At 45.6% G+C, this 15,085-nt stretch carries 11 protein-coding genes; 5 read left to right on the top strand and 6 right to left on the bottom strand.

The genetic code is table 11. From position 1 onward, the window contains the following. Positions 1-84: 84 nt before the first annotated feature. The 3 genes from QUB61_RS22410 to nfi all read right to left on the bottom strand — a co-directional run bounded on the left by QUB61_RS22410 (position 85) and on the right by nfi (position 2,426). Complete coding sequence (locus QUB61_RS22410) at positions 85-612, bottom strand: FHA domain-containing protein (RefSeq protein ID WP_333128100.1); 528 nt, start codon at positions 610-612, stop codon at positions 85-87. A 477-nt stretch (positions 613-1,089) separates the two neighbouring features. Continuing rightward, the gene (locus tag QUB61_RS22415) at positions 1,090-1,317 is read right to left on the bottom strand and encodes a KGG domain-containing protein (RefSeq protein WP_015175252.1); all 228 of its coding nucleotides are present in this window, start codon (positions 1,315-1,317) and stop codon (positions 1,090-1,092) included. Between the two features lie 455 nt (positions 1,318-1,772). Beyond that, positions 1,773-2,426 carry a deoxyribonuclease V gene (nfi, locus tag QUB61_RS22420; RefSeq protein WP_333128102.1) on the bottom strand — a complete coding sequence of 218 codons (654 nt, stop codon included), beginning with the start codon at positions 2,424-2,426 and terminating at the stop codon, positions 1,773-1,775. A 652-nt stretch (positions 2,427-3,078) separates the two neighbouring features. Here nfi and QUB61_RS22425 point away from each other — a divergent pair. From QUB61_RS22425 to QUB61_RS22440, 4 genes are all read left to right on the top strand, one after another. Then, positions 3,079-3,912: a prohibitin family protein gene (locus QUB61_RS22425; RefSeq protein ID WP_333128104.1), complete on the top strand. Its 834-nt coding sequence runs from the start codon at positions 3,079-3,081 to the stop codon at positions 3,910-3,912. A 292-nt stretch (positions 3,913-4,204) separates the two neighbouring features. Beyond that, positions 4,205-7,216 carry an EAL domain-containing protein gene (locus tag QUB61_RS22430; RefSeq protein ID WP_333128106.1) on the top strand — a complete coding sequence of 1,004 codons (3,012 nt, stop codon included), beginning with the start codon at positions 4,205-4,207 and terminating at the stop codon, positions 7,214-7,216. Positions 7,217-7,672: 456 nt separating this feature from the next. Next, complete coding sequence (locus tag QUB61_RS22435) at positions 7,673-8,389, top strand: Uma2 family endonuclease (protein ID WP_333128108.1); 717 nt, start codon at positions 7,673-7,675, stop codon at positions 8,387-8,389. A gap of 176 nt (positions 8,390-8,565) precedes the next feature. After that, positions 8,566-9,282 (top strand): Uma2 family endonuclease, encoded by a 717-nt coding sequence (locus tag QUB61_RS22440; protein WP_333128111.1) that lies wholly within the window; start codon positions 8,566-8,568, stop codon positions 9,280-9,282. Positions 9,283-9,342: 60 nt separating this feature from the next. Here QUB61_RS22440 and QUB61_RS22445 read toward each other — a convergent pair whose 3' ends face one another. The 3 genes from QUB61_RS22445 to QUB61_RS22455 are packed head-to-tail and all read right to left on the bottom strand — an operon-like array spanning position 9,343 to position 13,546. After that, on the bottom strand, positions 9,343-10,803 hold the full coding sequence (locus QUB61_RS22445; protein WP_333128113.1) for a DUF1802 family protein: 1,461 nt from the start codon (positions 10,801-10,803) through the stop codon (positions 9,343-9,345). Between the two features lie 42 nt (positions 10,804-10,845). Then, positions 10,846-12,777, bottom strand: a complete 1,932-nt coding sequence (locus tag QUB61_RS22450) for an ATP-binding protein (RefSeq protein ID WP_333128115.1) — start codon at positions 12,775-12,777, stop codon at positions 10,846-10,848. Between the two features lie 40 nt (positions 12,778-12,817). Next, positions 12,818-13,546, bottom strand: a complete 729-nt coding sequence (locus QUB61_RS22455; RefSeq protein WP_333128117.1) for a hypothetical protein — start codon at positions 13,544-13,546, stop codon at positions 12,818-12,820. Positions 13,547-14,360: 814 nt separating this feature from the next. Between QUB61_RS22455 and QUB61_RS22460 the strand changes: the two genes are divergently transcribed. Next, positions 14,361-14,840 carry a rhodanese-like domain-containing protein gene (locus QUB61_RS22460; RefSeq protein ID WP_333128119.1) on the top strand — a complete coding sequence of 160 codons (480 nt, stop codon included), beginning with the start codon at positions 14,361-14,363 and terminating at the stop codon, positions 14,838-14,840. Positions 14,841-15,085 lie beyond the last annotated feature (245 nt).

The following is a 15,085-nucleotide window of genomic DNA, read 5'->3' on the forward strand; positions in this document are numbered from 1 at the left end:
CCGTCGGCTTTGAGCTTTCTGCAAAAAAGATTTTTGAATTTGAGAGTCTTTAGCGGATACCCTGATTTTCCCTTTTTCAAACTTTCAGGGAGACAGCATCACACTCGCCGCCGCCGCCAAAGAAGTACCGCACCACGGACACCCCGCATTCAACTGCGCGTAAGGCGAAATTCGGCTGCACTTGGGACACTGCAAACCATATTTTGAAGGCCCCGTAGCCCCAGAGTTACCCTGTGCGGCAGGTCCCAGCAAAACTGTCTGCGGCGCGGCTACCTGCACCTCTGTCACCTTCACCACCTCGATTTCCACTTCGCCTAAATGGATGCGGCTTCCCAATCTCAATTTTGCTTCGCCTCGGGGGAGAATTTTTCCGTCTACCAGCGGCGGATTGCTTTCGCGCAAATTCCGCACAGCATACTCGTGCAATTCCTGATTAAAAAATATTTCAACGTGTAGACCCGATACGCTGGGATGCGACAATACTATATCGCACTTCGCCGGATCGCGCCCGAGCCTGACGCTTCCGGGATTTTTGCTCGGCTGTCCGTTGTGAATTGTCTGAGTTTGACGCACCCCAGCTTCTGTCCATGCTAAAGTGAGCTGGTCTGTCATGATTGTATAGTTTGCTCAAAAATATAAAAAAATATTAGCTGATTTATTTTGAGGACGGACTTCCTCACCAAAAAACTTAATTAGAATTATTGACGCGGAGTCGATCTTGCGTTCGGAAAATATTATGTACAGCTAAACAAAAAAGCCCCGAAGTCGGGGCTTTTTGTGCTCCTATGGTCTTTTTTTGAGAGACTGACTCGCGCTGGCGAGCTTTTCTTTCCTGCAAAATTATTGACCCCAGTGCAGCTTGGTTAAAAATTTGCCGTTCCCGCTTCGCCAGCGATTGCTCAAAACTAATTGCTGTGGGGTTTTCAGATTTGCGAAGCTGTGGTGCGCTAGTAACGAATTTTGGAGGTTGGGCCCTCGAACTACCTCGGGAAATTCGATCGCCCCACCTCCTCAAACGCTCAGTGTCCTAGTGCAATCTCTCAAACTGCAACCGTGTAATCTTTCGTTGCAGAGCCAGCGTTGAGAGACTTATTCGCTCTTGCGGCTTTTCCGACCGCCTTCGCGACCAATTTGAGCCATGTGTTCCCGATTTCTGCTGACAGCTTCGCCGCCTTTTTGGCCAGCTTCTCTGGCTTCTTCAGGGGTGAATTCGTGTGCAGTTCCTTTCTCGTGTGCAGCTTTTCCGCCTTTGCTAGCAATTGCGCGCTGTTTTTCTGCATCCATAGAAGCGAATCCGCGTTTGCTTTTCTCAGCCATGACTGTCTCCTTGTTTTTTTTTCTGATTTTTTAGCTCGATCGCGCCTTCGCCTCCCACTGTCGCGGGTACTCCCACGAGCGTGGTGAGATATCCGACGGTAAATTATGAAACCTCATCAGACGAATCTAAGCTTTTGGTCTAACTCGCAGGATGACTCTTTCATAATTTACAAATGTGAACTATAAATAGTTCACGCCCGGGCACTATAGTTAGAGCCGCCAATGTTTAAGCAGGTTACTGTCTTTCATTCATTCTATAAACCCCCCCAACTTTTATACCTCTTTCTCAGGTATAGTCATCCTTTAGTTCGCTGGAAGGATGGAAGCCAAAGCTGATTGGGGGTAGACTCAGAGGATTTTTCGACTTCACCGCGACACCTCAAAAATTAAAAGTCTAAAGAGGGTTGCTTTTTTGTCTTTTTACTTTTTTTTTTGATGCCTTCGGCGCTTGCCAGTTATCCCGATGTTAGTTGATCTGCAGATCGAGTTGTTTCTGGTAAGCGATATTTTGGGGCGCAGCGCAGGACATACTCGATCGCAGTTATCAAGTTTACCTTATGACCGATCGAAACATAAATCGGTTTTACTCCTGTTTGCGTCCTCAGCGCTGCCCCTACCGTTGATCCCTCCAGCAGCAAGGGTTGCCAACTGCCCCGGTCGAGTCCGACTTCTGAATGTTCTCCCATAAATCGATTTTTGGCAACTCCGATCGTGGCTATTCCTGTCAAAACCCCCAAATGGCAGGCAAGACCGAACCTGCGGGGATGGGCTAGTCCTTGACCGTCGCACAATATCAAGTCTGGCCTCAAACTGATATTTTCCAAAGCCTCAAGGACTGCCGGCACTTCTCGAAAAGACAAGAAACCGGGAATGTAAGGAAAAGTTGTAGGACTGCGAACCACAGCTTGCTGGTGCAACTGCAAGTCGGGAAAGCTCAGAACTGTTACAGCGGCCCGGGATACCTCGTCTGCACTGTCGTAGCCGACATCTACGCCTGCGACGTACCGAACTGTCTCAAGTTGATTTTCGGTAATTACCTCTGACCGAAGCTGTTCTTGAATGGCGATCGCCTCTTCAATTGTCTGCGGCCAAGGGTGTCGCTGGAACATTAGACATCTTTATTTAACCGTTCTCATCTAACCTTAACTTATTTTCTGGCATTTTTAAACTCAGATTTTTATCCTTTTACGCTATAAATTCACAACTTGCGTAAGGAGTCTTTCTTTATACTCGGGAGGTTTGAGTAAGGCGGGCCGAGGCTCATTCTACAAATAGAGTCTGTACATCGGAGAGTGAAATTCTATTTTTCGCGGCTTGCGCCAACCCGCAAAGATTGCACCCCTGCTCACCTCCACTTTTCTACTGAAAATTTACAAAAAATACCTATTTGATGCTGATTTTTTAGCTTTCTAGAAAGATTTATCTTTCCGATTTTCATGCTATAGCTTGTCCCAGAGCGATCGAGCTATCTATTTACTTCTTCTTTATCTAAAATCCTCCTCCTTGTCAAGATAATTGAAACATTTATTCATCAATAATTTCAGCTAGGTACAAATGCCATTGTTCGTACCAGAGCCTCAATGTAACGGCAATCTAATATTTTTTTGATTTAAGAGGCTTTGCGACCCTTAAAATCCTATGACTTTTATGAAAAAAATAAATAAATTTATGAGTTGTTGCATCATTAACAGGAAGTTATAATCTTAGATAAGAGCCAATAGACAACTAACATCCAGTAACACAACCTAGCTGAATTAACATATGAAAACAATGCAAAGTGTTCGGTACAACCTAGCACTCTACATCGTCGGTGGCATCGTGTTCATCATCGCCGCCTTAAATTTAAAACCTTTTGCCCTCGTCGGCGCAGGGGAACGCGGCGTCATGATGCGCTTCGGCAAAGTTCAAGACACGATCTTAGATGAAGGCATCCACCCGATTTTACCGATCGTCACCTCTGTAAAAACTCTGAGCGTGCGGGTACAAAAAACTGATATGAAAGCAGATGCCGCATCCAAAGATTTGCAAAGCATTACTACAGATTTGGCAGTCAACTGGAATGTTGACCCCGCCAAAGTAAATCAAGTTTACCAACAAGTAGGAGACGAAGAACAAATTGTTGTCAGCATTCTGAGTCCGGCAATTTCAGAAGTTCTCAAAGCAGCAACTTCTAAAAAAACAGCAGAAGAAATTATCACTAAGCGCACGGAACTCAAAACAGAAATCGACAACAGCCTCAAAAAGCGTTTGCAACCTTACGGCGTCATCGTCAGAGATGTTTCGTTAATAAATTTTGGCTTTTCGCCAGAATTTAGCAAAGCCATCGAAGCCAAACAGATAGCAGAACAAGAAGCCAAACAGGCAGAATTTGCAGTTCAAAAAGCAACCCAAGATGCTCAAGCCCAAATTAACCGCGCTAAAGGTCAAGCAGAAGCTCAGCGCTTGCAGCGGCAAACTTTAACTTCCGAAATTTTGCAGCAGCAAGCGATTGAAAAATGGAACGGCCAGTTTCCAACAGTAATGGGAGGAGGCGGAACTTTGCCGTTAATTAATATTGCGCCGCCGAACTCTCAAGCTGCAACTGGTGTTAAATAAGCTGCTGCGGACCGTGATTGCTAGGGCGCCGGGAGAAGGGGAGAAGGGAAAAGGGGGAGAAGGGGTGAGGGGGTGAGGGTCTGAGGGGGGGAGAAATTCAGGGTTTTCACGGAGGATGTGAAGATGTGCTTTTTTAAAGACCCAACAGCAAGCGTAGAAAATACAACTAACAACTGAGGTTAAATCCCGCTTACTTAAATACCAATATAGAATTTACGTGGCGCGAACCCTGAAAAACGCTAAAGTAATAAGCAACTCGGAAATTGTAAAGGTTTGCTTGAAAGTTTGGCTGATGGGAGATCGGGAGAACCAGTCAATTTCTAATTTAGATGAAGTGGGGGGTGCCGGCGATCGCCATTCTGCATCAGAAGCACTGTGGCTGCGCGATCGAGCCTTGGCAGCTACTAGCAGTGGCATTGTCATTGCTGACGCCAATGCACCCGATTGTCCCATAATTTATTGCAATCCGGCCTTTGAACGGCTGACAGGTTACTGTGCCAGTGAAATCTTGGGGCGCAATTGCCGATTTTTGCAAGGCCCCGATACGGATCGAACTACCGTCGCTAAGATCCGCGAGGCCTTGCGCCAAGGTCGAGAACTCCAGACAACAATCAAAAATTACCGCAAAGACGGCACTCCTTTTTGGAGCAAATTGTCGCTATCTCCCGTGCGAGACAACAACGCTAATTTGACTCACTTCGTAGGAGTTCAGTCGGACTTGTCCGAAGGCATATGTGAAGTGCAGGAAACATTGCAGCAAGCTAACGACCAACTGCAAACGATTTTGGAAGCAGTTCCGGGAACAGTATCTTGGATCAGCTCGGATTTGCGCTATTTGGGGGTTAACCAGCATTTAGCCAAACTGCACGGTTTGCCGCAGTCGGCTTTTGTCGGCCAAGATATCGGTTTTCTGGCCGCTAGCTCGGATTTTAACTCTTTTGTGGTGGAGTTTTTTGCCGGCGACGCTACGGAAACGGTTAAAGAACTCAGCGCTCTGGTGAAAACCGACGGCGGACAGTCGGCGGAATACTATTTGATTGTGGCTAAAAAGTACGATCAGGGCAAAGCAGCTTGTCTGGTAGGGATAGACATTACCGAGCGCAAGCGGGCAGAAGAAGCTCTGGTGCTGACTCGCAAGGCGGTGGAAAGTTCGAGCGATGCGATCGGCATCAGCGATGCCAACGGCACTCACATCTATCAAAATCAAGCGTTTTCTCAGCTATTTGAATGGGAAACCGCCGAGGAATTTAAGCTAGCCGGAGGTATATCGGCAGTTTTTGCTGACCCCGCAGTCGCACGCGAGGTACTCGACACGATCGCCCAGGGTTATTCTTGGTCAGGTGAAATTACCAACCGCACTAAAAGCGGCCAAATTTTGCAAGTCCTGCTGCGGGCCGATGCTATTAAAGACCGCACAGGGAAAATTGTCGGTCTGATTTACATGAATACCGATATTACCGATCGCAAGCGCACGGAACAAGAGCTGCGGCAAAGCGAGAAGCGCTTTCGATCGTTGATTGAAAATGCTAGAGACATTATTGTGATTCTCGACGAGAAAGGCTTTTGCCGCTATGTCTCTCCTTCCCAAGAGCGGATTTTGGGATACCAGACGGCGGAAGTGCTCGGCCGGTCTGTATTTGACTTGATTCACCCTGACGAATTGCCGATGGTGGATCAAGTGTTCAAAGGTGTCATCCAAATGCCGAGAGTTAGCCTGGGATTGGCGGAATATCGAGTGCAGCACAAGGACGGTTCCTGGTGCGTGTTAGAAGCGGTGGCGACGAATTTGCTCGAGGAACCTTCGGTGCGGGGAATTGTGGTCAACTGTCACGACGTGACTGAACGCAAGGTGGCTGAAGACCAATTGTTGCACGATGCTTTGCACGATGCGCTGACGGAGTTGCCGAACCGCGCTTTGTTGACTGACAGGTTGGGGCAAGCTTTTGCCCGCGCCCAACGGCATCCCAGCTATCAGTTTGCCGTGCTGTTTCTGGATTTGGACAGGTTTAAGGTGATTAATGACAGCCAGGGACACCGCACGGGCGATCGGCTGTTGGTGGCTGTGGCTCGCCGTCTCTTGACTTGTTTGCGGCCTGGCGATACGGCGGCGCGTCTGGGGGGAGATGAGTTTGTGATTTTGCTGGAGGAAATTAATGGTGTTGATGAGGCGATCGCCCAAGCAAAGGAAATTCTCAAGGCGATCGAACGACCGCTTTATTTGGAAGGTAATAAAGTTTTAATTACTGCTAGCATCGGCATTGCTTTGAATACCGAGAAATATCAGTGGCCGGGAGATATTTTGCGCGATGCTGATATTGCGATGTACCGCGCCAAAGCTCTCGGTAAAGCTCGCTACGAAGTGTTTACCAGTTCGATGCACACTCGGGCTGTGGCTTTGATGAACTTGGAAAACGATTTGCGGGAGTCGGTTGAAGAGCTGAATTTGAAATATTCGATAGTGAATTTGGTAGGTGGGGCGGGGGAGGAAAACTCGCCGCTGGGCGAAATAGACCGGAAGTTGGATCGTCCGAAACCGCAATTGGATACTTTTAAATTGGAATGTCCTTTTACTGTTTATTATCAGCCGATCGTTTGTTTGAAAACTGGCTCAGTTGTCGGATTTGAGTCGCTGGTGCGCTGGATGCACCCGGAACGGGGTTTAGTTTCCCCGATGGAATTTATTGCGATGGCGGAGGAAACAGGGTTAATTATGCCTTTGGGCTTGTGGGTTTTGAACGAAAGCTGCCGCCAAATTATCAAGTGGCAGAGTTTGAATTTACCTGTGGGAAATTCGCGATTGACCGTAGCAGTAAATCTTTCCGGGAGGCAGTTTTCCGAACCGCAGTCGATCGAGCAAATTAAGCAAGTTTTGCTGGAAACGGGTGTTGACGCTCGCTGTTTGAAGTTGGAGATTACTGAGACTGTGGTGATGAAAGATGGGGAAGCGGCGGCGGCGATGCTTTCGCAGTTGAGAGACTTGGGGATTGAGCTGTGCATTGATGATTTCGGCACTGGTTATTCGTCTCTGAGTTATTTGCACAAGTTCCCGATTAATATTTTGAAGGTCGATCGCTCTTTTGTCAGCCGCGTCGGAGACACGGGCGAAAATTTGGAAATCGTGCGGGCGATCGTCATGCTGGCGCGCAGTTTGGGGATGGAGGTGGTGGCAGAAGGTGTCGAAACCGCCGTCCAATTGGCTCAAATGCGCGCGATCGGCTGCGAGTACGGTCAGGGGTACTTTTTCTCTAAACCTCTCGATAGCGAGGCAGCTACAGCCTTATTGCGCCGATCGCCCAAATGGTGAGCTGAACCAAATATTTAACTTGTATTTTGAAAAATATTAAAACTCTTGCGGGGTGCGCTTATTAGAGAATCACACGATTTTAGATTTTAGATTTTAGATTTTAGATTGAAGAAAGCGACTCTACTGATAAATCCGGGGGCTGGCGATCGGGATTCGGAGCTTTTTTCTCGCTCTACGAATGAATCCGGGGGCCCCCGATCAAATTGCTTGATTGTCAATAAGGCAATAAGGTTCAGTTAAAACTGTTTATCTCTCGGAGATCCCCCTAAATCCCCCTTAAGAAGGGGGACTTTGAGTAAGTTCTTGTCCCCCCCTTCTTAAGGGGGGCTAGGGGGGATCTGGCTCGGGCCCAAGCGTATTAGTCAATAAGGGCGATCGATCTTTTCGTAATCAATGCCTTGAGTGTTAAAATTACAATTTAGTATAATAGCAAACTATCGAGATAGGTAAAAATATATGTCTCAATCTGTTGTGCCAGCAGTCGAAGAAAAACAGCTCGATACTTCGCCCACATTAACTTTTGAAGAATACAGAGTTTATCAAAGCAAGGACGATGTAAAATACGAACTGTACAAAGGCAAATTAATACCGATGGCAACGGCCAGCGCATTACATACAAGCATCTGCGAATTTTGGGTTTACAAATTGCAGCGTTACCTAGCTGAACATAATCTGAATTTAGTCGTAAAAACTTCTGTGGGAGTCAGAACAGAAGATGCTACATCCCGCATTCCCGATGTAGTTGTTTGCACTGAAAGTTTGTGGCAACAAGTTCTTGCCAGACCCGGTTCTGGCATCTTAGACTTGAGCGAAACACCTTTATTTGTAGTAGAAGTAGTGAGCCAAGATCGGCGAGCCGATTATGTACTTAAACGAACAGAATACGAACAGGCTAACGTGCCGGAATATGTGATTGTCGATCCGACACAAAACAGACAGCGGGTGCGAGTTATGGCATTTCCCGAAGGTGATGACGTTTATACACAGGTAGATTACTTGCCGGGTGAGGAAATGGTATCTGTAGTATTTCCCAATCTGAGATTATCAGTCAATGAAATTTTAGATCCGCCATTGGTGGAAGGGTTAATTAAGGCAGAACAAGCTCAATTGCAGAAAGCTGAAAGGTTGGCGGCGAGGTTACGGGAGTTGGGGGTAGATCCTGATGCTGTGTAGGAAATTGGATGAAGTACGTGAAGCCAAGCTATCCCGAAGGGAATTGCCCTTGGCGTATCTCAATCATCTAGCGGCAAGTCGTGGAGTCAATCAGGGCGATCTTTGCCTAACCGAAGCCTATACTGTTAAAATCAAAATTGAGTATAATAGCAAACTATCGAGATAGGTAAAAATATATGTCTCAATCTGTTGTGCCAGCAGTCGCAAAAACAAAACTCGATACTTCGCCCACATTGACCTTTGAAGAATACAGAGTTTATCAAGGAGAATCTGATGTAAAATATGAACTGTACAAAGGCAAATTAATCCCGATGCCAACAGCAACAGTTTTACACATCAAAATTTGCGAATATTTAGTTTACCAGTTGCAGCGTTACCTAGCTGAACACAATCTCGACTTAGTAGTAAAAACGGGTCTGGGAGTGAGAACAGATGAAGATAAATCTCGGATTCCCGATGTAGTTGTCTGCACTCAAAGTCTTTTGGAACAAGCTGCTGCTAGACCAGGTGCAGGTATCCTCGAATTTGATGAAAAGCCGCTGTTAGTGGTAGAAGTAGTCAGCGAAAATCGCCGCGAAGATTACGTAATCAAACGTGGAGAGTACGAATTAGCGAATGTGCCAGAATATTGCATTGTTGACCCTAAAACTGGCAAGCAAAAAATCCGGCTTTTTGCATTGATTGAAGGTGAAGATGGTTACACGTATACAGATTTCTTGCCGGGTGAGGAAATGGTATCTGTAGTATTTCCCAATCTGAGATTATCAGTCAATGAAATTTTAGATCCGCCATTGGTGGAAGGGTTAATTAAGGCAGAACAAGCTCAATTGCAGAAAGCTGAAAGATTGGCTGCGAGGTTGCGGGAATTGGGCGTAGATCCTGATGCTGTGTAGGAAATTGGATCAAGTACGCGCGAGCGAAGCTATCCCGAAGGGAATTGCCCTTGACGTATCTCAATTATCTAGCGGCAAGTCGCGCAGGAAATAAAAGCGATCGCTTTGCCAATTGTCTCCTTTAATTCGCCCTAAGTAACCCGTCAATGGCGAGGAAAGTTCTATTAAAATTTGGTGCATTTCTTCATATTTTAAAGGTTGGGGCGACATAGAAAAGGCATAAGCACCGTGAAGCTGATTAAATTCAACACTTGTTGATTTTGTTCTTTCCAAAAAGTCTTTGACTAGCTGAACTATGTGCGATCGCACTTTAAGCTTTTCCCGCACATCATCAATATAGCGATTAACCTTAGCATCGGCTTCCTCACCAAACGGCTGTTGTTCCAAACAAGGTTTTAACTGTAATAAATCGATCGAACCTGGTTGCTTAGCTTTCAATTCAACTAATCTTTGCAATGTTTCCGGGCGGATTACGTTCATGTGGTTTGCGATAGCAGTTAGTTTAGCGTGTCTATTTAGCTGACCAGCCGCCATAATTATCTTAATACAGCAGTTGTATTGTTCCTGAAGATGCTTATGTCCTAACTTGATAAGTTGCGCTGGCGTGCCATCAGCTACGGTTTCACTTTTGGTAGCTTTGCATTCTCCCACTACCTGATAGGGAGTTTCACAGTAGAAATCTAATCCGCCAGCACCGCCTGTTGATTCTGGATTGAGGCTAGCTTCTGGTTTATTGTTAGAATTGGCAAATCCTAGCTTGATAAAACTTTTGCGGACTAACTTTTCAAATGTATTACCATCGCTAGAGTTTCCGATAAGTGCGATCGCACTTATCCATGCTAAATCCGGGTCTGGTTGTGTTGTGGGTAATTTTTCCGACCAACCTAGAAACATTTTAATTTCTGCGTCTAGTTGTTGGGCTTTTGGGTTGGTGGTGGATAAATGCACTAATGCACTTTGCAAATCTTCCAATTCAGGATGTTCAGGAGGCTCTAGTTTGTTCAGCTTTTGACTGCGTTTGGCAAAGATAGACTCGCTCAACACTGGCGCTGAATCAGTAACATTTAGGGATTTGGGCAAAGATACAAAATTGCCGCTGGGATGCACTGGCATTTCCAGCGGCTGAGGTAGCAAATAAACCCGCAGGTAAGCTACAAAAATAAAAGGACGCTGCTGGAGAATTTGCTGTAATGCCTCTGTTCTCCAGACTGTTAACCGCGACAAAGCCTCTAATGATTCAGACTCATTCACCATTTGGCACAATTCGCACCTAGCCCAAGCTGTGATCGAAACTTTATCTGAATCTAACTGAGCAAGTGCCTCTTGAGCAACGGGTAAAAAGCTCGATCGATAAGAGCGATCGCAAGGCAAATTACCTGAAATAATACCAGGATAAAGTGCATATTGTTCTCCCGGATTAAACATCCGCCAAACTAGGGCTGCGATCGTTCGCCCTTGAATTAAAGCTTCTACGTCTGGGGCCGGCAAACGGATAGCCCTGTCAATATTGACTAGCGACATGAGAGTATTTGTGCCAATATGAAGTGAATAGTTTTTGCTGTGTTAATTAAACTCAGTGAGCAAATTGTCGATCGCCTCTTCTGTTTGTTCTTCTTCTGATAAATCAGAAACAATAGACTCTGCTACAGCTACAGGTTCATCTTCAATCATATCGGCAGGAACCTGATAGGACGGATCGCTGAGAATCTCTTTAAGTAAAGGGTTGGTCACTCCCAGCATTTTTTCAGCACCTTTCTGCGCAATAAACTGAAAAATTTGCTCTTCACTCACCTTATAGTCTACTTCGCGCTTCTTATGAACAGCCCGAATAGCTATCAGCGGTCTGATTTCCTCTTCTTTGAGTGGCACAAATTCTCCACCTTTACCTCTAATAAGGGGTTCAAGATATGTTTTCTCTAGGTGTTTAGTAATTTTTTTTGTTGTGGAACGAACCAAACAACTGCGAGTCAAACCAAAGGTTTCATAGTCATTTAACCTTCTTAATCCAGCGCCCAACGATCTGCCACCAGCATACTGAAGCACTGCTACTCCAATACAGACATCTTTTCCGTTTTCTGTGCCAATTACCTTGAAATTTATGTAAACATCTTTTTTAGCACCTTTTTTCGTGACTTTATCTGTAACTGTTTGAACTGTCACCCTGTCCACTGTCTTGCCAATCACTGCCTCGAAACCAAATAGAATAGCATCAGCAAGCAGATATGTCTGTTCTAAATAATCTCCAAAGTCATCCTCTAGCTCTTTTGTAAAAGCAATTTCTACCGGGTCAGTCGCTTCTGGCTCATTCTCATCTCCCGCGTCAGTCTGAGTAGGAGGATGACAGTTATCCTTACACCACTGTAAAACCTGTCTAATAGTTTCTCCTTTGCCCAGATTGCTGAGTTGACTTTCAGTGAAGGGGTAAACTGGATTGGGAGGAACTAAGTTGCGATTTTCGTAATACTTATTTAACCACACTGACACCAAATCAACAATTGATTTATCGTCCATGTATTTCAAGTCAATCGGATTCCCATGAGCCGAAACCTTATTGTAAACTCCACCCGGTAACTGCTTGATTCTGTTACTCCACTGAGCAGGCATCATAACGCTGAGAATTAGACCACGGCTGAGGTTTTGTAGCAAATCTTTGATTAACCCAGCAACAATTTGGCTAATGTGCAAGCCGCTAATATCGTCGTAGGCATCAGGCGTGTCTAACTCGTCAAAGCAAATGACAAGTTCCTTATATTCACTAATTAAATCTAAGATTTGTAGAACCGCCTCAAAGGATTGTCGTTGAGCGGGCAATTCCAGTTCATTAGATTTGTATTGAGCTAGCTCTTGACCTTCCAGCCATTTGATTGCATAAAGTGATTGCTCATCAAAGAGAGTCCAGAAAATCGCCTTGACAATATCCGGATCGCTGACATCCTTGACTTGCAAAAATGCTTTTGTTAGATCCTTGACCCATTTCTTTACTTGAGATGGTTTGCCCTTCTTAAATTTCTCAACTAAATCAGGAGGAGAATAAACTTTAGGATTTGATGTACCAGCCTTTAAAGCATCATTGCTCATTGCTGTTGCTAGTTCCTGCCACTGTTTCACCCCTTGCCAGCCAATTTTTCCTAGGCTTTCGGCTAAAATTCGCTGGAAACCTTGCTTAATTTGCCGGAGGTCGCCATATTTATTAGCGTAGACAAACAATCCACCTCCCTTAGCCTGTAGGCGGTGGCGAATGCGGCTAATAATGTGGGTTTTTCCTGTTCCGTCTTGAGCAGTTATCGCAATTGAAGTTGTCGAGTATTGACGGCTGTGAATTTGCTGTAATGCCTGAAATATTGGCTCGGAAGCGTGAGCATTTATAGTCTCAACATCAAAGAAATCTTGGCCCCAAACATCGCTAGCGTTAAGGTAAGGCGGTTTAGCAAATGGGTTTTGATTCAAAAGAGCAGCATGAATGTCTTCCAGAGAGGAAACAGGAGAGTTAGTCATGGCAATTTGTGTGAGGTAAAGAACTAGGAAATGATTGAGGTCAATTGTCGGAACTTAGACGTTTGGCGTAGTAGCGTATTCCGCCAAGTTTAGTTTTGATGGAATCTTCAGCTTTATCGGGCGTGATGTCTGTCATTTCACCACCTATAAGCTGAAAAATATCATTAGCCTGCATTTCCAACAGCCACTCATTAAACTCCGATCGCCCTACCCTTTCCCCGATCGCCCGACGCATCCGATAAATCGGCACTAAATCGTCTAAGTTATAATCCCGGTTCAAGCTGTCATACACATCCAGCGCCACAGCCTTAAAATCCTCATAGGATGCGATCGCCCCTACATCCCCCTTCCCTTTCTCAACCGCAACACTCGCCGCACCATCCTGATGCCGAATCCACTTCAACAAAGAATTTCCCAGCCGAGTACCGATTTGAGAACCGTCAAACTCAAACAGAGAATCCCGGCTTTTGATCCCCTGCGCTAAAACTTCTTTCCCTTTAGCGCTCAATTCCACCATCGTCACCCGATTTACCAGCGAATACTCGATCGCCCCAGATTCCTGCAACTCGCCCAGAACTCCCACATATCTCTGACTCGTCTCATTAGTGCGAACAATCCGCTTAGTCAAATCCCCCTTTTTAACCATCATCTTCCCGCCGCCCAAATCCCACAAATTCAGCAGCACCCGAACTTTCGCCTTAGCATCCCAAACCGCTTGCTCTTCGGGCGTCAAAGTTTTAGACACCGCAATTTCATCTTTCTCCGGCATATCCATACCTTTAAATACTTGTTTTTACTATCAAATTTTACCAGAAACCTTGCTGGGAAACATTTAAACTTTTCCGCAAGCACCCCAGGGAACCTGCGAATTACTTATGCAGATTTCATTCTTAGATAATTTTGTCACTCATCACCACAGTAAAATTCGATTATAAAAAATATGATGATTGACGAAAAACTTGTGGATAGATATAATAGAATGTTGGATAAATTATCCCACTTCAAATTATCCGCAGCAAATACCAGCGATCGCACTTTTCAATCAAAACAATCGCGATCGGGGCCAGGGACGAGTTAGCAAACTCAACAAATGTAGCGATCCCAACCTTAGTCAACCACCCGCAACCCAGCTTAACTGCGACTTTAGTTCAATGCCAGATTCAGCCTTTAGAAAGACGAATTCAACCTCAACATCTTGTTACATTGCAATAGCAATCAAAACATTCAACAACACTTTACCAGTCAGGAACCTCAGCCTAAAGGCATGAGGCTTGGAGGAGAAATCTAACAAGCCGTTCTGACGGGCCTCAGTCTTAATTGACTACGTTTTTTGAGTCACGACACCCTGGGATGCGTAGCTAGTCCCTCGCTCTGTCGCTAGCGGTTAAACAGTCTTAAGGTCACTGAGACAGTGCTGCTAGCCTAACAAGCTCTTAAAACATTGGCGAAGCTAACTTTACTCCGAAAGGAGATTGAGGCAACCATACCTCACTGGAGGGGCAACCATACCCCTCCACCCCGCAAAGGTTTTAACTCAATGTAAAGCCGTCCTAAAAGGACGGGGTTTCAAACCCATATTTCTGATGAAAAATATTCCCGACCAAATTTCCGACATCAAAGAAAAGCTTCCAGACGTTACTCCCACCCCTCCCGGTTTAAAAGCTCAAGCATCTAGCCACGACCTCAAAGCCCGTTTAGAGTGGGGCGAACCCGGACTCACAATCATCGACGCTCGTGACTTTGAAAGCTTCACCAAAAGCCACATTACTGGCGCCGTAATGATGCCAATGGAAGATTTAGTAGAGCGAGCAAAAGCCAGCCTAGAACCCGTCCGCGACATCTACATCTACGGCGAAAACGACCAACAAACCGCCGAAGCTGCCAATCTTCTCCGCGCAGCAGGCTTTCAAAAAGTAGCCGAACTAAAAGGCGGAATTGCTGGTTGGAAAGCCATTGAGGGCCACATGGACGGCTCTGACGAACACGGTACTCCTGGCCCCGACGCCTACAACGTTTTCTCTCGCTTGCAACACCACGCCGATACCCAGAAAACGAAGAAATAACCTCAGATTGGCGGCAGGATTCGCCCGCACAATCTGACACTTAAAAAACCCGGTATCGCAAAAGTTACCGGGTTTTTCTATCCGAACTTATATTAAATCCGTCTTATATTAGACCTCTTGCAAAAATCCTTTTCATGAATTGATGGGACGGGCAAGATGCCCATCCCACCAGAGTTATTTTTTTTGTGGGATGGGCATCTTGCCCGTCCGATTTATTTTTTCAAGTGGTCTATTTTTTTATTCTC

It is taken from the genome of Microcoleus sp. C2D2 (assembly GCF_036702495.1).
Taxonomy (GTDB): domain Bacteria; phylum Cyanobacteriota; class Cyanobacteriia; order Cyanobacteriales; family Microcoleaceae; genus Microcoleus.